17 protein-coding genes are annotated in these 17,565 nt (G+C 30.7%); 16 read left to right on the forward strand and 1 reads right to left on the reverse strand.

Translation table 11 applies throughout. From position 1 onward, the window contains the following. From C4R78_RS00695 to arcC, 8 genes are all read left to right on the forward strand, one after another. Nucleotides 1-225, forward strand: a complete 225-nt coding sequence (locus tag C4R78_RS00695) for a hypothetical protein (protein ID WP_103895168.1) — start codon at nt 1-3, stop codon at nt 223-225. A 130-nt stretch (nt 226-355) separates the two neighbouring features. Next, nucleotides 356-1,459: an IS200/IS605 family element RNA-guided endonuclease TnpB gene (gene tnpB / locus C4R78_RS00700; RefSeq protein ID WP_103895169.1), complete on the forward strand. Its 1,104-nt coding sequence runs from the start codon at nt 356-358 to the stop codon at nt 1,457-1,459. A 64-nt stretch (nt 1,460-1,523) separates the two neighbouring features. Beyond that, nucleotides 1,524-1,979 (forward strand): PP2C family serine/threonine-protein phosphatase, encoded by a 456-nt coding sequence (locus tag C4R78_RS00705; protein ID WP_146057653.1) that lies wholly within the window; start codon nt 1,524-1,526, stop codon nt 1,977-1,979. A gap of 98 nt (nt 1,980-2,077) precedes the next feature. Further along, nucleotides 2,078-2,869, forward strand: coding sequence for a GGDEF domain-containing protein (locus C4R78_RS00710; RefSeq protein ID WP_242971177.1), 792 nt, complete (start codon nt 2,078-2,080; stop codon nt 2,867-2,869). A 245-nt stretch (nt 2,870-3,114) separates the two neighbouring features. Then, entirely contained in the window at nt 3,115-4,329 is a 1,215-nt protein-coding gene (arcA, locus tag C4R78_RS00715; RefSeq protein WP_103895172.1) for an arginine deiminase, read from the forward strand. A 16-nt stretch (nt 4,330-4,345) separates the two neighbouring features. Beyond that, on the forward strand, nt 4,346-5,335 hold the full coding sequence (gene argF, locus C4R78_RS00720) for an ornithine carbamoyltransferase (protein ID WP_103895173.1): 990 nt from the start codon (nt 4,346-4,348) through the stop codon (nt 5,333-5,335). A gap of 49 nt (nt 5,336-5,384) precedes the next feature. After that, nucleotides 5,385-6,797 (forward strand): basic amino acid/polyamine antiporter, encoded by a 1,413-nt coding sequence (locus C4R78_RS00725; RefSeq protein WP_103895174.1) that lies wholly within the window; start codon nt 5,385-5,387, stop codon nt 6,795-6,797. A 14-nt stretch (nt 6,798-6,811) separates the two neighbouring features. Further along, entirely contained in the window at nt 6,812-7,762 is a 951-nt protein-coding gene (arcC, locus tag C4R78_RS00730) for a carbamate kinase (RefSeq protein WP_103895175.1), read from the forward strand. Between the two features lie 103 nt (nt 7,763-7,865). Here the strand turns inward: arcC and C4R78_RS00735 are convergent, their stop codons facing one another. Next, nucleotides 7,866-8,801: a cache domain-containing protein gene (locus C4R78_RS00735; protein ID WP_103895176.1), complete on the reverse strand. Its 936-nt coding sequence runs from the start codon at nt 8,799-8,801 to the stop codon at nt 7,866-7,868. Nucleotides 8,802-8,869: 68 nt separating this feature from the next. On the opposite strand from C4R78_RS00735, the gene C4R78_RS00740 reads away from it, so the two are divergent. The 8 genes from C4R78_RS00740 (at nt 8,870) to thiI (ending at nt 17,513) form a co-directional block, all read left to right on the forward strand. Continuing rightward, nucleotides 8,870-10,150, forward strand: coding sequence for an N-6 DNA methylase (locus C4R78_RS00740; RefSeq protein WP_159945760.1), 1,281 nt, complete (start codon nt 8,870-8,872; stop codon nt 10,148-10,150). 13 nt (nt 10,151-10,163) lie between these two features. Next, nucleotides 10,164-10,892, forward strand: coding sequence for a hypothetical protein (locus C4R78_RS00745; RefSeq protein ID WP_103895178.1), 729 nt, complete (start codon nt 10,164-10,166; stop codon nt 10,890-10,892). A 113-nt stretch (nt 10,893-11,005) separates the two neighbouring features. After that, a complete protein-coding gene (locus tag C4R78_RS00750; RefSeq protein WP_103895179.1) occupies nt 11,006-12,262 on the forward strand; it encodes a sugar ABC transporter substrate-binding protein in 1,257 nt (418 codons plus the stop codon). A 68-nt stretch (nt 12,263-12,330) separates the two neighbouring features. Further along, a complete protein-coding gene (locus C4R78_RS00755) occupies nt 12,331-13,590 on the forward strand; it encodes a carbohydrate ABC transporter permease (RefSeq protein WP_103895180.1) in 1,260 nt (419 codons plus the stop codon). Further along, nucleotides 13,590-14,462, forward strand: coding sequence for a sugar ABC transporter permease (locus C4R78_RS00760; RefSeq protein ID WP_103895265.1), 873 nt, complete (start codon nt 13,590-13,592; stop codon nt 14,460-14,462). The genes C4R78_RS00755 and C4R78_RS00760 overlap by 1 nt, the downstream gene beginning before the upstream one ends. A gap of 99 nt (nt 14,463-14,561) precedes the next feature. Next, the gene (locus C4R78_RS00765) at nt 14,562-15,257 is read left to right on the forward strand and encodes a heparan-alpha-glucosaminide N-acetyltransferase (RefSeq protein ID WP_159945761.1); all 696 of its coding nucleotides are present in this window, start codon (nt 14,562-14,564) and stop codon (nt 15,255-15,257) included. Further along, entirely contained in the window at nt 15,244-16,380 is a 1,137-nt protein-coding gene (locus C4R78_RS00770; protein ID WP_103895182.1) for a cysteine desulfurase family protein, read from the forward strand. The genes C4R78_RS00765 and C4R78_RS00770 overlap by 14 nt, the downstream gene beginning before the upstream one ends. After that, a complete protein-coding gene (thiI, locus tag C4R78_RS00775; protein ID WP_103895183.1) occupies nt 16,377-17,513 on the forward strand; it encodes a tRNA uracil 4-sulfurtransferase ThiI in 1,137 nt (378 codons plus the stop codon). Before C4R78_RS00770 ends, thiI begins: the two co-directional genes overlap by 4 nt. Nucleotides 17,514-17,565 lie beyond the last annotated feature (52 nt).

Here is a 17,565-nt window from a genome sequence, read left to right on the forward strand (position 1 = left end):
ATGGATATGAAGGACAAGTTAATAAATAACCTAAATGAATATGTTTCTGTGTTAGATGAAAGGTTTGGTAATAAAAAACTTTGGGAGGAGTTTTTAATTACAGTAGCTGAAAATTCTAGTGATGTTTATTTGCAAAAACAAGAAATATTAAAAAATATTATAGATTTTATTGGTATTGACAATTTTATTCTTGCAATTGATGAAAAAGTGTCCGCACACTCGTGACTTTAGTCATGAGTAAGGACGCTACACTATTATCATAAATTATATTGGTTAAATTGCACTGTAATATATGTTATAATAACCATAAATAGCAATAATCAAATATCACATTTATCCAAAAGTAGGTGTTTGTATGGAAAAAGCTTTTAAATTTAGGCTTTATCCTAATAAACAACAAATAGAGCTTATAAATAAAACTTTTGGCTGTGTTAGGTTTGTTTATAACTACTATTTAGATAAAAGAACAAAAACATATCAAGAAAAATGTATAACATTAAATTATGAAAAGTGTTCAAAAGACTTAACAAATCTAAAAAAAGAAAAAGAATGGCTAAAAGAAGTAGATAAGTTTGCACTTCAAAATTCACTTAAGGACTTAGACAAAGCATTTAAAAATTTCTTTGAAGGTAGAGCTAAATTTCCAAAGTTTAAGTCAAAGAAATATAATTACCAGAGCTATAGAACAACATTTACAAACAATAACATTGAAATTAAAGAGAATAAAATTAAACTACCTAAATTAGGCTGGGTAAAATTTGTAAAATCAAGGGAAGTAGAGGGTAAAATACTAAATGCAACTATAAGTAGAACTCCAACAGGGAAATATTTTATCTCAATTTGTTGTAGAATAGAAAAAACTATAAAAAAGCCTAAAATTAATAAAGTAATAGCTATAGATTTGGGAATAAAGCATTTTTTAATAGATAGTGAAGGTAATAAAATATCCAATCCTAAATATCTTACAAAGTTAGAAAAAAGACTTATTAAGGAACAAAGAAAGCTTTCTAAAAAACAATTAGGTAGTAATAACTTTAAGAAACAAGCTAAAAAAGTAGCAAAAATACATGAGAAGATAAGAAATCAAAGGGAAGATTTTTTACAAAAGTTGTCCTCTAAAATTATAAACGAAAACCAAGTTATAATTTTAGAGGACTTAAGGGTTAAGAATATGTTAAAGAACGACAAAATATCAAAGTCTATATCAGATGTAGCATGGTCAAAATTTGTAAGTATGCTTGAATATAAAGCATTATGGTATGGAAGAACAGTAGTGAAAGTAGATACTTTCTTCCCATCAAGTCAAATATGTAATGTATGTGGTTATAAAAATGAAGAAGCAAAAAACTTAAACATAAGGGAATGGGAATGCCCAATATGTAAGACAGTTCACGATAGAGATGTAAATGCAAGTAAAAATATACTAAAAGAAGGTAAAAAGATATTAGGCATAGCATAAACAAAAATAGTAGGGTAGGGACTACCCGAAGTTACGCCTGTGGAGATAGTAGGTTACGAGGTCGATGAAGCAGGAATCCCGCGACTTTAGTCGTGGGAGGTTCAATAAAGAGGTTTACTTAGATAGATATTTAATTTTAATGGCGGATGTTTTAGGACATGGCATAAAGGCTTATGAAGTTGCAAAAAATATAAAAAGCTTTTTTTTAAGTTATGAGTATAAAAATCTTGAGGATTTTTATATAAAGTTAGATACGTCAATAAAGGGGACTAGAGGATGTGCTCTATTTTTAGCTATCTTATCAGAGTTTGAGCTAGAATATATAAATGTTGGAAATATAAGGGGCTGGCTTATAAATAAAAACAATATAAAGAAGCTTATGTCAAGTCCGGGAGTTGTTGGAAGACACCAAGGTTACTATAAGATTTACAAAGAAAGCGCTATTATGCACGATGCTTTTTTTAGTTTTATGCTCGGATGGAATTTCCTCAAGATTTTCTCCAAATGTTTTAACCTATAAAGAAGATGTTCAACTTATAGCAGATAAAGTAGTTAAAGATTATGGAATAGATAACGATGATGCCTCAGTATTGATAATTAGAGGTGATTGAATTGAGGATGTTTTTAAATAAGTATAAAAGTTATTTAAAGGATTATATATTTAACGGTGGAGATGAAACTATTTTAATGAATGCCTTTGATGAGCTTTTGGAGTTTTTGGATCCAACCCTTAGTGAAGCTGTAAACATATTAGATGTTCATGTTAAAGCTTTAGAAGATGTTTTAAATGTAGATAAAGATAATGATTTAGTTCAGTGGATATATATACAAAGAGCCAATGAATTTTTAGCACAAATATTTATGTATATAGATTCAATGATTTTAAGTTTAAGAGAAGAGGTTGAAAGGGATGCATTGACAGGGCTTAATAATAGACTTGCATTAAGTAGAATTTTATCTTCTCTTTGGTTTGAATATAAAAAGAATAAAAAAAGCTTATCCCTTGCTCTTTTAGATTTAGATAATTTTAAAAAGGTAAATGATACATACGGGCATATTGTAGGAGATAAGGTATTGAAAGAAGTTGCAAATGTTTTAAAAAGCAATACAAGAGGGAATGATATAGCCTTTAGGTTTGGAGGAGAAGAGTTTATCGTGCTTTTTCCAAACTCTAATTGTATACAAGCAAAAGTTCCTGCAGAAAGGATAAGAAAACAGGTTGAGGATTTGATTATAACAGATTATAATATAAGAATAACAGTTAGTATAGGTATTGCTTCTTTGGAGGACAATCCAGAGAGCATGGATGAGCTTATAAGATTTGCAGATGATGCTATGTATCAGGCAAAATCAGAGGGCAAAAATAGGATTGTATTATATAAAGATATAAAAGGTATTATAATGCAGTAAGGTTTCATCTTACTGTATTTTTATGCAGAAAAAATATTGAATAATTATAAGAATTTATGAATTTTTACAATTTTTTAAAAATTTTAAAAACAAACAGGAGGAATCGCAAGAAAGTTAAAGTATAAATTAGTTAATCGGTTCAAACGACAAAATATAGATATATTTTTGAAATTTCTGACATTTTTCTTTTTATACAAAAGATGTATAATGAATATGCAGGGAAAAACAGCTTAGGAGGAATCAATATGAGTTTTATAAATGTAACATCGGAAATAGGACAGCTAAGAAGGGTTTTGCTTCATAGACCTGGACAAGAGGTTGAAAATTTAGTTCCTGAATATTTAGGCAGGCTTTTGTTTGATGATATTCCATATCTTAAAATAGCTCAACAAGAGCATGATAGGTTTGCTGAAATCTTAAGGGAAAATGGTGCAGAGGTTTTATATCTTGAAAATTTAATAACTGAAGTTTTAGAAGATGATAAAATAAAGCTTGAGTTTTTAAATGAATTTTTAAATGAAAGCGGAATTACATCTCCTTCTTTAAAGGATACACTTGTTGAATATTTAGCAAAAATGCCATCAAGACAGATGGTTGATAAATTGATGGCTGGAGTTAGAAAAAATGAGGTTGAAGTAAAAGAGCCAACCTCATTAGTTGAAATGATGTCAGATGATTATCCGTTTTATTTAGATCCTATGCCAAATCTTTATTTTACAAGGGATCCTGGAGCATCAATTGGAAATGGTATAACATTAAATAGGATGAGGACAGAGGCAAGAAGAAGGGAAACCTTATTTTTAAAGTACATAGTTAAATATCATAAGTTATTTGAAGGAACGCCTCTTTGGTATGATAGGTCAATGCCTTATTCTATAGAAGGTGGAGACGAGCTTGTTTTATCTGACAAAGTTGTTGCTATAGGTTGTAGCGAAAGAACATCTGCAGAGGCTATTGAAATAGTTGCAAAGAATTTATTTGAAAATACTTCTTTTGAAAAGATTTTGGTGTTTGATATTCCAAAGTGTAGAGCTTTTATGCATCTTGATACTGTATTTACCATGGTTGATTACGATAAGTTTACTATACATCCAGGTATTCAAGGACCTCTTAGTGTATATGAAGTAACTAAAGGAGCTAATAATACATTAAAGTTTAAGCATAATACAAGCCCTCTTGATAAAATACTTTCAGAGGCATTAAATATTTCATCCGTTGAATTGATTCCATGTGGTGGTGGAGACTTTATAGTAGCAGGAAGAGAACAATGGAACGATGGTTCTAATACTCTTGCAATTGCGCCGGGGGTTGTTGTAACATATGAAAGGAATTATGTTACAAATGAAATATTAACTAAAAGGGGCATAAAGGTACTTACAATCCCAAGCTCCGAACTTTCAAGAGGACGTGGTGGCCCAAGATGTATGAGCATGCCACTTTATAGAGAAAATTTAAAATAAAAAGGAGGAATTTAAAATGCCAGTAAATTTAAAAGGAAGAAGCTTTTTAACACTTAAGGACTTTACTCCACTAGAAATTAGATACCTTCTTGACCTTTCCCATGATTTAAAAGCAAAGAAAAGAGCAGGAATAAGGCAAAAGCTTTTAGAAGGAAAGAACATAGTGTTATTATTTGAAAAAACATCAACAAGAACAAGATGTGCATTTGAAGTTGCAGCTCTTGATGAAGGTGCACATGTTACATTCCTTGGAGCTAATGATTCACAAATGGGTAAGAAGGAATCCTTAGAGGATACTGCAAAGGTTCTTGGAAGATATTATGATGGTATTGAATTTAGAGGATTTAAGCAAGAAACTGTTGAACTTCTTGCAAAATATTCAGGGGTTCCTGTATGGAATGGATTAACTGACGTTGATCATCCAACACAAGTTCTTGCTGACCTTATGACAATTGAAGAACATATTCCAAAACCACTTAATAAGGTAAAGATGGTTTTTGTTGGAGACACTAGAAACAACATGGCATATGCTTTAATGTATGGTGCTGCTAAGATGGGAATGCATTATGTTCTTTTAGGACCACAAGAATTATGGCCAGATATGAAGATAGTTGAAGAAATGAGGGAAGTTGCAAAGGAAACTGGCGCAAAGATTGAAGTTACAGACAACATAGATGAAGCTGTAAAGGGAGCAGACGTAATTTATACAGACGTTTGGGTATCAATGGGTGAAGAAGATAAAATGGAAGAAAGAGTAAGATTATTATCAAAATATAGAGTAACTATGGATATGATTAAGAAGACTGAAAATCCAGATGTTATATTCATGCATTGCTTACCATCTTTCCATGATTTTGAAACAAAGGTTGCAAAGGAAGCTAAAGAAAGAGGTCTTGACATAAGAGAAGTTGATGATGAAGTATTTAGAAGCAAACATTCAGTTGTATTTGATGAAGCTGAAAACAGATTACATACAATAAAAGCTGTTATGGTAGCTACGTTATAATAAAAGGGCAGCTTAGCTGCCCTTAAATTAAAATAAGGGGTTGGATATTATGGGCAGCAAAAAACTTGGATTAGGGCTTTTGGTTCTTCTTGGAATTGGATCTATGATAGGTGGGGGGATATTTAATAGTCCTACCGATCTTATTTCAACATCAAATCCTCAAGCAACTGTGTTGGCTTGGGCTATAGGTGGAATAGGAGTTATTTGTCTTGCGTTGGTTTTTCAACTTCTTTCTAATAAAAGGCCAGATTTAAAAGGTGGAATATATTCTTATGCAAAAGCTGGTTTTGGAGATTTTATAGGATTTAACTCAGCTTGGGGTTATTGGCTTTCAGCTTTTTTAGGAAATGTAGCTTTCTTTGTTTTAATATTTAAAACAGTAAACAGCCTTTTAGGAAAAGGGAATGAGCTTCCTCCGTTTGTATCTTTTATACTAGGCTCTTTTATATTATGGGTTGTCCACTATCTTCAAACTAAGGGAACAAAATCTGCTGGTGTTGTAAGTGCAATAGTTACAGTGGCAAAATTACTTCCGCTTGCACTTGTCATAATTTTTGGAATTTTCGCATTTAAATCTGATATATTCTTTGTTCCAAACTGGCAAACAAAACTTGTTGCCACAGGAGAGCCTACAACAATTTTAAACCAAATAAAAGGTGCGATGGGAACTATACTTTGGTGTTTTGTAGGTGTTGAAGCGGCTGTTGTTTTATCCGAAAAGGCAGAATCGCCTAAAATAGTTGGAAAGGCAACTGTTTTAAGTCTTTTGATAACTCTTTTAATTTATGTTTCAATTTCAACTATAGCTATGGGGGTTGTTCCTGCCAGTGAGCTTGTTGATGCTGGAACACCTCTTGCAGATGTTTTAGCAAGAACTTCAATAGGTAGGGCAGGATCTTATATAGTAAAAATAGGGCTTTTAGTATCAATACTTGGAGCTCTAATAAGTTGGGTTATGCTTTCTGCTGAAATACCTTATGTTGCTGCAAAAGATGGGGTAATGCCAAAGTGGTTTGCAAAGGAGAATGATAAGGGAGTTCCTATAAATTCTCTTATAATAACAAATGCTGTAACTCAGCTATTTTTGGTGTCTTTGCTATCTGATAAACTTCAAAACGCTTATTATGCTGTATTTTATATGGCAACTACCTGTATACTTTTACCATACCTTTTCTCAGCTTTATATGCTCTAAAGGTTGTAAAGGAAGACAAATTAAGTTCTTTAGACTTTATAATTGCCCTTGTTGCAACAGTTTATTCAATATATGTTATTTATGCAGTAGGACTTGTATATCTTGCAGCTGCTTTTATAATGTATGCAGTAGGATTGATCGTTTACTACTTTGCTAAAAAGGAAAAAGGGTTATCTTTTACAAATTCTGAAAAGGTTGCAAGTGTTTTAATAACATTAATTGCAATTTATATGATTATTCAAATAATATTAGGTAAAATAACATTATAGAAAGGAGATTTGCTATGGCAAGAATAGTTGTTGCTTTAGGAGGAAATGCTTTACAAGCAAATCCAAAGGACATTTCAGCTGAAGCTCAGCTTCAGACAGCTCATCATACTGCAAAAGCAATAGTTGACCTTATTGAAGATGGTCACGAAGTTATAATAGCCCATGGAAATGGTCCACAAGTTGGACAAATAGTTGCAACTTATGAAATGGCAAATTCAGTAAATCCGAATAATCCTATAATGCCATTCCCAGAATGTGGTGCAATGAGTCAAGGATATATAGGATATCACCTTCAACAGGCAATAAGAGATGAAATGGTAAGAAGAAATATAAACAAGAGTATAGCTGCTATTGTAACACAAGTTATAGTTGATAAGAACGATCCTGGATTTAAAAACCCAACAAAGCCTGTAGGTTCTTTCTTTACAGAAGAGCAGGCTAAAAAGCTTATGGAAGAAAAAGGATATGTAATGAAAGAAGATGCAGGAAGAGGATGGAGAAGGGTTGTTCCATCTCCTATGCCAATAGATGTTGTTGAAAAGGATATAGTAAAGACCCTTGTTGAAGCAGGACATGTTGTTATAACTGTTGGTGGTGGTGGAGTTCCTGTAATTCAAAAGGAAGATGGAACATTAGAAGGCGTTGCAGCTGTTATAGATAAGGACCTTGCATCAGAAAAGATTGCAGAAATCCTTGATGCAGATGAGCTTATAATTTTAACTGCAGTTGAAAAGGTTGCAATAAACTTCAACAAGCCAGATCAAAAGGATTTAGATTCAATGACAGTTGAAGAAGCTAAAAAGTATATGGAAGAAGGTCACTTTGCTCCAGGTTCAATGCTTCCAAAGGTTAAAGCAGCTGTTATGTTTGCAGAATCAAAGGAAGGAAGAAAGGCTATTATAACATCTCTTGAGAAGGCAAGAGATGCATTAAAGGGATTGACCGGAACAGTAATTACAAAATAATCACCCAAAGCATTGCTTTGGGTGATTTTAATTATAGTTTATATCGTCCCTATGAGGGTGAAAATAAAAAGTAGCGTTGAGGTTTATTTAGACCTCAACGCTTTTATAAAATCTTATCTTCGATTTTTTTTGCAATTTCTTCGTTTATTATATTTTCTTCTTTTAGTTTTTTAAGGGCAATAAGGCCTAAGATTTGAAATAAGGAAGTGTATTTTCCTATTTCTATTATAGTTCTGTTTTGTTTTTTTACGGTATCTACGTCTTTTTGAACTATTAAAGTCCAGCCAGTGTCGTTTATGTTAAAATAACATCCTAAAACTTCAACTTCTCTGTAGTCTTTATAAGGAATTGTTTTTGAAAAATCTATGCTTGTTTTTATTTTTTGTATATCTATTTTTAAATTTCCTTTTGCTTCAGGAAAATATTTAGTATCTGTTAATAAAAGTCCATTTTTATCTACTATAAAGGATTCTATAGTTTCGTTGTTTTCAATTGATTTCATAAGAGTATTTAAAGATTCAAGATCTATTCTTGCGCATACAACTCCTACTGTATTTTCTTCGTTAAATATAGGCACAGCAATATCTATATATAGCTTATCGTTTATTTTAATAACCTCTGACATTTTTTCAACTCCACTTAGGGCGCTTTTTATTACATATGAATTTAAAAATTCTTTTTTGTTTATAATAAATCCGCATATTATTTCGTTTTTATCGTTTATAATGTATATTTCCCTATAAGAAGGTTTATTGAACTTCATATATTCTATCATTTTTGAAATTTGACCTTTATTAAAATTTTGAGCCAACGTAAATTGAGCAAGGGCATTTAAGTCATATATAAATTCGTTTTTCCAATCTATTACAGAAACAAGCTGTCTTCTCCCTAATATCTCTAAGGTTTTTGTAGTTTCTTCTATGGTATTTGTTATGTTTATTTTATAAAAGGATGCACTTGTAAATATTGTTGGGATTATTGAAATTATAAGTAGTAAAATATATCTTAAATATTTGCAGTTTTTCTTTATAATCTTCATATTTACCACCTCTTAGTATATAATATTTCATGTTTAAAGGATTGGATTTTAAAAAAAGAGGGATGATTATGGATCAACTTAAGAAACATTTTAGTAAAAGGGAAAAAATTTATGGACAATATTTTACTCCCTTAGAGGTTTCAAGGTTTATAGTAAAAAGGTGTTTAGATTATTTAAAAAAAGATGCAAAGGATATAAAAGCACTTGACCCTGCCTGTGGAGATGGAAGTTTTTTGAAAGCTATGCTTTTAGAGGGGATAGAATATTTTGAAGGATATGATATAGATGAAAATATATTTGAAAAATTAAGTTTTGATATTTTAAGCAAAGTAAAAATTAAAGATGGCCTAATGTTAGAAGGGGAATATGATTTAGTTGTTGGGAATCCTCCTTTTTCTGCAAAGTTCAATAGAATTTCAAAAAAAGATATTCTTGATAGCTTTAAGCTAGGTAAAGGCAGAAAATCTCAGGCTATTGAAGTTCTTTTTCTTGAGAAATTTATAAATCTTACAAAGAATAATGGGGTTATAGGAATAATACTTCCCTTAGGAATTGTAGGGGCTTCCATGCTTCAGTATGTAAGGAATTATTTAGTTGAAAATATTGAATTAAAGGAAATAATTTACTTAAACTCAGGAATATTTAAAAATGGAGCAACTACAGTTATTATAATTGGGGTTAAAAATAAGGCAGATAACAAAGCTTGCAAATTTGGAATTTTAGAGGGGTTAGAACCTATAAGTATTAGATATGTTGAAAAAAATATAGATGTTAAAAATTTAAATCCAGTTTATTATTTTGAAAACGATGAGGAAGATGGGGTAAAATTGGAAGATTTAATTTTAGAGATATTTTCAGGAAGGGGTTTTTACAAAGAAGAAAGGAAGAAAAAAATAACTCATGAAAAAACTGATAAAATATATATAACTGCTAAAAATGTAGGATGGGGGACTTTTCAGGATAAAGATGTTTTATACTTTAAAGGAGATATAGATGAAAAATATATATTAAAAGAAAACGATATTATAATGTGTAGGGTTGGTCAAGGAACCATAGGAAGATGTTTAGTAATTAATAAGGATTTAGAAGGAAGTATAGTAGATGATTGGTTCCATATTATAAGGCTTAAAGATAAAAAGTATAGCCGTGCTTTTTGTGGATATTTTTTAACTGAAAATTTTAAAAGAAAGATAAAAAAATATTGTATAGGCACGGGAACGCCTAATATATCAAAAACTAAACTTTTAAACATTAAAATTCCTTTTGATAAGATTGTAAAGGTGTATAATGAAAATAAGGGCAAAGATATATTTGAATTAAGTAAGATAATAGAAAAAGAATTAAATTAAGGGAGGTTTTCTTTTGATAAATCCAACTATAACAGTAGAAAATAATAAAATAAACATAAACTTTTTAATAAAAAATAACGCATCAAAAATAAGGCTTAAAGAGAGAAAAAATGAGATGGGGGAAAGATTTTTAACTTTAAATGAAGCTTTAGACAATGAAAATGCCTATATAGAGTGGCAGATAGGATATGATACTAAAGTTAATTCTAAGAATGACTATAAAATAGAGTGTTTAAAGGGGGATAAATATATATATTATAAGCAAAAAAAGGATAAAACAGAGAAAAAGTATCCTGCTGAGCTTATGGTTATAATTAAATATGCTTTAGATTTGGAACTTTTAACAAAGGAAGATATAAAGGATATTTTAGATAAAGTTGATTATATATACGATAAACAGATATATTTAGATAATCACTCAATTATAGGAACGGATACAGGAATTTTTTTATATGATGATTTTAAAATATTTAATAGAATACTTCCTATGGCCATTTTAAAAGAAAAGGATTATTTTATTGAAATGGAAAGAAAGCAAATGCAGTATGCAGCAGGATATCAGGTTATGGTCTATGTTTGTCCTTATTTTAAATCTTTAAAGAAAAAAAGCGATAACACTTATTCGTGGATTATAAATAAAGGTAATATTGATATATTTAAAAAGGTTTTACTATCCTTTTCTTTAGCCTCTAAACAACATAATAGGGATATAAAGGAGCTGGTTAGGATAATTATAAGTTAAAACAATTTTTAGAATTGAAAAAATATTTTTTGTAGTATATAATATAATTGTTCAAACGTTTTCATAACTTTTATGAAAACGTTTGCAAAAGATAAGTTTTAAGGGGGGTTTTTATGAAAAGATTTTTAAGTTTTGTTATGACGTTTGTTTTGGTATTATCAGCCTTTGTAGGATGTTCAAAGCCTACATCAAATCAATCACAGGATATTAATCAGCAAGGAGAGTTAAAGCCAGAGGAAGGAGCTACCATTGTTGTTTGGGAAAGCCAAGGAGCAGAAGGGGATTTTATAAAGTATGCTGCTCAAGAATTTGAAAAAAGGTATGGCATAAAGGTTAAGTTTGAGCCAGTTGAATCAACTCAAACAGTTAACAAACTTCAACAGGACGGACCTGCAGGCGTTGGAGCAGATATAATTGCGGCTCCACACGATCAGCTTGGCAAAATGGTTGCGGCAGGGTTAATTCAGCCAAATCACAATCCAGAAAGATTTAAAAAGGATTTCTTAGAATCTGCAGTTCAAGGAGTAACCTATGAAGGAGAAGTTTATGGTTATCCGATAGGCATTGAAACGTATGCTTTATTTTATAATAAAGATATTATAAAACAACCACCAAAAACCTTTGAAGAAATAATTGAGTTTGCTAAAAAGTATAATAATCCTAAAGAAAAAAAGTATGCTTTGATGTGGAATGTAGGGGATCCTTATTATTCATATAGCTTTTTATCAGCCTTTGGAGGTTACGTGTTTGGAAATAATGGAACAAATAAAGATGATATTGGATTAAATAATGAAGGTGCTATAGAAGGAGCAAAATATTTTAAATCATTAAGAAACATATATGATGTAAAGCAAAAGGATGCTAATTATCAGTTTATGAGTGGACAGTTTGAAAACAATAAAGCTGCAATGATAATTAACGGGCCATGGGCTGTTGCAGGATATAAAAAGGCAAAGGTTAATTTTGGAGTTGCACCGCTTCCAACTATGAATGGAAAACAACCGATTTCTTTTTCAGGAGTTAGAGGATTATATTTGAGTTCTTTTACAAAGTATCCAAATGCTGCGAAGTTATTCCTTGATTTTGTAACTTCAGATGAAATGCTTTTAAAAAGGTTTGAAATGACAGGACAAATTCCTCCGGTTAAATCTTTAATGGACAAACCTGAAATAAAAGATGACCCTATTGTTGCAGGTTTTATGGCACAGGCACAATATTCAACTCCTATGCCATCAATACCACAAATGTCCCTTGTTTGGGAACCACTAGGTGCAGCTTTTTCAGCTATTTGGGATGGAAAGATGGAACCTAAAGAAGCTTTAGATAAGGCTGTTCAGACTATAAAGGATGCCATAGCAACTCAAAAATAATGGCATGGAAGGTATCTTCCATGCCTTAAATTTAGATTGATGTTTTTACCTTTTTAGGAGGGAAAGATATGAAAAAGTCGCAGCTTTTGTCTTGTATATTTATGGGACTTGGACAAATATATAATAAGCAATATTTAAAAGGTATTATGTTTATGTTAATTGAAATAATTGCTTTAATTAATATTCCTAATTTTGCAAAGGCTTTTTGGGGGTTATATACTTTAGGGGAAGTTAAGTTTCATTATGTTAATGGAAGGGCTGTGTTTGATCACTCTATATTTTTAATGCTTAAAGGGTTAATAGCTGTTTTATTGTTAATTTTAGTTATGATTCTTTATATTTTTAATGTTAAGGATGCTAAAAATTATGCAGAAAAGGGCATTAAGAGAACTTCTTTTAAAGATGTGTTAGATAATATGTTTCCTTATATTGTTTTAACTCCTGGGCTTTTGTCTATTATGTTTTTAATTTTACTCCCAATTATATTTACGGTTCTTGTTGCTTTTACCAATTATTCAGCGCCCTATCACCTTCCACCTAGGAATTTAGTTGATTGGGTAGGATTTCAAAACTTTAAGGATCTTTTTAAGATGGATATTTGGAACAATACCCTAAAAGGGACATTAAAATGGACAATTATATGGGCTTTTTTAGCTACGTTTACAAGTTATTTTGGAGGATTATTTTTAGCTATGCTTATAAATTCTCAAGAAATTAAGCTAAAAAAGTTATGGAGAAGCATTTTTATATTGCCTTATGCTATACCAGGATTGATTTCTATGCTTGTCATGAGGCTTATGTTTAGTGGTCCTGGAATAATAAATGATATTTTAGAAAAAATAGGTTTGCAAAGAGTTGATTGGTTAACTGAACCTTTAAATGCAAAGATTGTTTTAATACTTATAAACTTATGGCTTGGTGCACCATATTTTATGGCTCTTATGACAAGCATATTAACAAATATACCGAAGGATCTTTATGAATCAGCTGATATAGATGGAGCATCTTTTTTACATAAATTTTTTCATATAACCCTTCCTCTTGTTTTTTATTCAACAACTCCTCTTATAATAATGAGTTTTGCGTATAACTTTAATAATTTTATGCTTATTTATGCGGTAACAGATGGAGGACCTGTAAATCCTGATTATAGATATGCAGGACATACTGATCTTTTGATTTCTTGGATATATAAAATGACTGTTGAACAGCAGCAATATCATATGGCTTCTGTTGTTACTATGTTGATATTTCTTATAATAGCTCCTGCTATTGCCTTTTTCTTTACTAGAACTAGGTCTTTTAAAGAGGAGGATTTGATACAATGATGAGCCTTGAAAAAAATCTAGTTATTTCATCTTCAAGGAAGTTAAATTCTAAAAAGATTATGATTAGGATTATTTTATATACTTTTTTAATAATAAATTCTATAATAGTTTTATTTCCAATAATATGGATAATAGGATCTTCTTTAAATCCTGGAGATAGTTTATATAGTTCAAGTATGTTCCCTAAAAATCCAACGTTTATTCACTACATAGAGCTTTTTACAAAGACGGATTATCCAATTTGGTATATTAATACGTTAAAGATAGCCTTTGCTAATATGATTTTATCTGTTATACTTACATCCTTTACTGCTTATGTTTTATCCAGATTTAAATTTAAAGGAAAAAAAATAACCCTTTTGACAATACTTATTCTTCAAGTTTTCCCAAGTTTTTTAACTCTTACTGCTGTTTATGTTTTGCTTATGCAGCTTAATTTATTAAATACCCATTTAGGTTTGGTTTTATTTTATTCTGCAGCCCAAATTCCTGGAAACACGTGGGTTGTAAAAGGATACCTTGATCAGATTCCAAAGAGCTTGGATGAGGCTGCAAGAGTTGATGGAGCATCCAATTTTACAACCTTTACAAAAATAATATTGCCTCTTGCAAAGCCGATTATTGTATTTCTTGCTCTTACAAGTTTTACAGGTCCATGGATGGATTTTATATTCCAAAGGCTTGTATTAAGGAGTGCTGATAAAAAGACTTTAGCAGTAGGGCTTTTGGAGATGGTTACAGGACAATCTAATACTAAGTTTACAACCTTTGCAGCTGGAGCCATATTAGTTGCTATTCCAATTGTAATTATTTTTGTTTTTATTCAAAAATATATCATAGAGGGTTTATCTGCAGGTGCTGTAAAAAGCTGATGCCGCCAAATCTTGGCGGCTTTTTATTGTTTTGCGTTGATTTAATTTGAGGAATTAGGTAATATTGTAGTATGATAAAAGTTTTAAAGGATGGGGAACATGAAAAAAAGAATTTTTGAGATAGATTTGTTGCGTTTTATTGCTATTTTTCTTATGATTTTATATCACTTAGCATATGATGTTCAATATTATTTAGGCAAATATATAAATTTTGAAGGACTGGGATGGACTTTTATAGGTAAAACAGCATCTTTTTTGTTTATATTAGTTTCAGGCATATCAAGTGGATTTAGCAAAAATAATATAAAGCGAGGAATTAAAACTTTTGCTTGGGGACTGGTAGTTACATTTTTTACATTTATTTTTTTAAAAGAAGAATATGTGAGGTTTGGGATACTGCATTTTTTAGGTTTATGTATGATGATTTATCCTTTTCTTTATAATATTAACAGTATCGTTTTATTGATTTTATCCTTTGTTTCACTTTATCTAAGTTTATTGTTTAAAAAAATTACTATTAATACTTTCTTGTTTTTACCCTTTGGCTTGTATTACAAAGGTTTTTCTTCTATTGATTATTTTCCTATATTTCCTTATATTTCTATATATATACTTGGCATTATAATTTATAAAAATTTTTATGAAAAAGGAAAAACACTTTTTAAAATTAAAATAGGCTTTATAGAATATATAAGCCAGAAATCTTTGGTTATATATTTAATTCATCAGCCGATTTTATTAGGGATTATTTATTTAATTAAATTATTAAGGAGGATTGCATATGATATATTTTGATAATAGTGCAACAACAAAGCCTTATAAAGAAGTGGTTGATGAGGTTGTAGATTGTCTTACAAATAGCTTTGGAAATCCTTCTTCAGCCCACAGGCTTGGCATAGACGCAGAAAAAAAGCTAAATACAGCAAGAGAAAGGGTTGCAAAGCTTTTAAATGCTGAACCTTATGAAATATATTTTACCTCAGGAGGAACGGAGGCTAATAATACGGTTTTAAAGGGATTGCTAAAAAAAGGGGACCATGTTATAACTTCATCAATTGAACATAAAAGCGTAAAAGAAGCTTTAAAACAGCTTGAAGAAGAGGGGGTTGAAGTTACATATCTTAAGGTTGATAGGGATGGAATAGTAGATTTGAAAGAACTTGAAAATTCGATTAAAGATAACACAAGGCTTGTAACTATCATGTATGTAAATAACGAAATAGGATCTATTCAGCCTGTTGAGGATATAGTAAGGATAGTAAGAAATAAAAGTAAAAAAGCTAGAATTCATTTTGATGCTGTTCAGGCCTTTGGAAAGATAAAAATAGATGTAAAAAAGTTGGATGTTGACTTTTTATCCTTAAGTGCTCATAAAATTCATGGACCTAAGGGAGTTGGAGCTTTGTTTGTAAGAAAGGATTTAAAGCTAAAATCCCTTTTAACCGGAGGAGGACAAGAGAAGGATTTAAGGTCTGGAACTGAGAATGTTCCTGGAATTTCAGGATTTGGAGTTGCTGCGTATATTGCTTATAATCACATTGAAGAAAATATGAAAAAGGTTAAAGATATAAAAAGATATTTTATTGAGAGGTTATCAGAAATCCAAGACGTCAGAATAAACAGTCCTCAAGATGATAAACATATAGATAATATACTTAGTGTATCGTTTTTAGGAGTAAGAGGGGAAGTTCTTCTTCATGCCCTTGAAGATTATGAAATTTATGTTTCAACAGGTTCAGCTTGTTCAGCAAAGAGAGTAGGACAAAATTATGTTCTTCCGGCGATAGGGTTAAATCAAAGAGAGGTTGAAGGAACTATAAGATTTAGTTTTTCTCATATGAATGAATTAGAGGAAGTTGATAAAACGATAGATGTTTTAAAAAGTTTACTTAAGATTTTAAGGAGGGTAAAAAAATGAAAAAGCTTTTAGTAAAATATTCAAGTGAAATAACGTTAAAGGGGTTAAATAGAAAATACTTTGAAGATATTTTGATAAAGAATATAAAACAAAGAATAGGAAAGGAAGCTAAATTAATTAAAGAATCTGGAAGAATTATAATAGAAAACTATTCAGAGGATGTTATAGATAAGGTAAGAAAGGTATTTGGAGTTTTAGGAGTTGCTGAAGCTACAGTTGTTGAAAAGGATGTTGAAAAAATTGCTTTAGCAGCTGTTGAACATATGAAAAACATTGAATTTAAAACTTTTAAAGTTGAATGCAAAAGGCAGGATAAGTCTTTTCCATTAAACTCTCTAGAGCTTTCAAGAAAAATTGGAGGAGCTATATTAAAGAACATAAAGGGAATTTCTGTTGATGTTCACAATCCTGATGTTACTCTTATGGTAGAGGTAAGAAATGAAGTATATATTTATTCAAACTTTTTAGAAGGTCAAGGTGGAATGCCATATAAAAGCGCAGGAAAAGGTGTATTATTGTTATCTGGGGGAATAGATAGCCCTGTTGCAGGATATATGCTTGCAAAGAGGGGACTTGAAATAATTGGAGTATATTATCACAGCCATCCTTATACTAGTGAAAGGGCAAAGGAAAAGGTTATAAGCCTTGCAAAAAAGTTAGCTGAATATACAGGTTCGTTTAAACTTTATGTCGTTCCTTTTACAAAAATACAGATGGAAATAATAGAAAAATGTAGAGAAGATGAATTAACTATAATAATGAGAAGATTTATGATGAGTATTGCCGAGGAAATAGCGAAAAAAGAAGGTGCTCTTTGTCTTGCAACAGGTGAAAGTTTAGGACAGGTTGCAAGTCAAACTTTAGAAAGCATGTTTGTTACAAACAGCGTTGTTTCAATGCCTGTATTTAGACCTCTTGTTGGCATGGATAAAGTTGAGATAATGGATATTGCAAGAAAAGTGGGAACATATGATATTTCAATTCTTCCTTATGAAGATTGCTGCACAATTTTTGTTCCAAAACATCCAAAGACAAGACCAAAACTTGAAAATATTCAAAAATCAGAAGAGGCGTTAGATGTTAAAGGTTTGATTGAAGATGCATTAAGTAATGTTGAAATAATAAACGTTTAAAAATGGATAAAAAAAAACCGGGGGGATCCCGGGGTTATGGGTAAATGGGTTG

The organism is Caloramator fervidus (genome assembly GCF_900108045.1).
GTDB classification, from domain to species: Bacteria; Bacillota; Clostridia; order Clostridiales; family Caloramatoraceae; genus Caloramator; species Caloramator fervidus.

Coding starts and splice junctions, on each gene's coding strand:
- arcA (WP_103895172.1), top strand. CDS start 3,115: ATGAGTTTTATAAATGTAACATCGGAAATAGGACAGCTAAGAAGGGTT.
- C4R78_RS00725 (WP_103895174.1), top strand. CDS start 5,385: ATGGGCAGCAAAAAACTTGGATTAGGGCTTTTGGTTCTTCTTGGAATT.
- C4R78_RS00765 (WP_159945761.1), top strand. CDS start 14,562: ATGAAAAAAAGAATTTTTGAGATAGATTTGTTGCGTTTTATTGCTATT.
- thiI (WP_103895183.1), top strand. CDS start 16,377: ATGAAAAAGCTTTTAGTAAAATATTCAAGTGAAATAACGTTAAAGGGG.
- C4R78_RS00750 (WP_103895179.1), top strand. CDS start 11,006: ATGAAAAGATTTTTAAGTTTTGTTATGACGTTTGTTTTGGTATTATCA.
- argF (WP_103895173.1), top strand. CDS start 4,346: ATGCCAGTAAATTTAAAAGGAAGAAGCTTTTTAACACTTAAGGACTTT.
- C4R78_RS00770 (WP_103895182.1), top strand. CDS start 15,244: ATGATATATTTTGATAATAGTGCAACAACAAAGCCTTATAAAGAAGTG.
- C4R78_RS00755 (WP_103895180.1), top strand. CDS start 12,331: ATGAAAAAGTCGCAGCTTTTGTCTTGTATATTTATGGGACTTGGACAA.
- arcC (WP_103895175.1), top strand. CDS start 6,812: ATGGCAAGAATAGTTGTTGCTTTAGGAGGAAATGCTTTACAAGCAAAT.
- C4R78_RS00760 (WP_103895265.1), top strand. CDS start 13,590: ATGAGCCTTGAAAAAAATCTAGTTATTTCATCTTCAAGGAAGTTAAAT.
- C4R78_RS00705 (WP_146057653.1), top strand. CDS start 1,524: ATGAAGCAGGAATCCCGCGACTTTAGTCGTGGGAGGTTCAATAAAGAG.
- C4R78_RS00695 (WP_103895168.1), top strand. CDS start 1: ATGGATATGAAGGACAAGTTAATAAATAACCTAAATGAATATGTTTCT.
- C4R78_RS00740 (WP_159945760.1), top strand. CDS start 8,870: ATGGATCAACTTAAGAAACATTTTAGTAAAAGGGAAAAAATTTATGGA.
- C4R78_RS00710 (WP_242971177.1), top strand. CDS start 2,078: ATGTTTTTAAATAAGTATAAAAGTTATTTAAAGGATTATATATTTAAC.
- C4R78_RS00735 (WP_103895176.1), bottom strand. CDS start 8,801: ATGAAGATTATAAAGAAAAACTGCAAATATTTAAGATATATTTTACTA.
- tnpB (WP_103895169.1), top strand. CDS start 356: ATGGAAAAAGCTTTTAAATTTAGGCTTTATCCTAATAAACAACAAATA.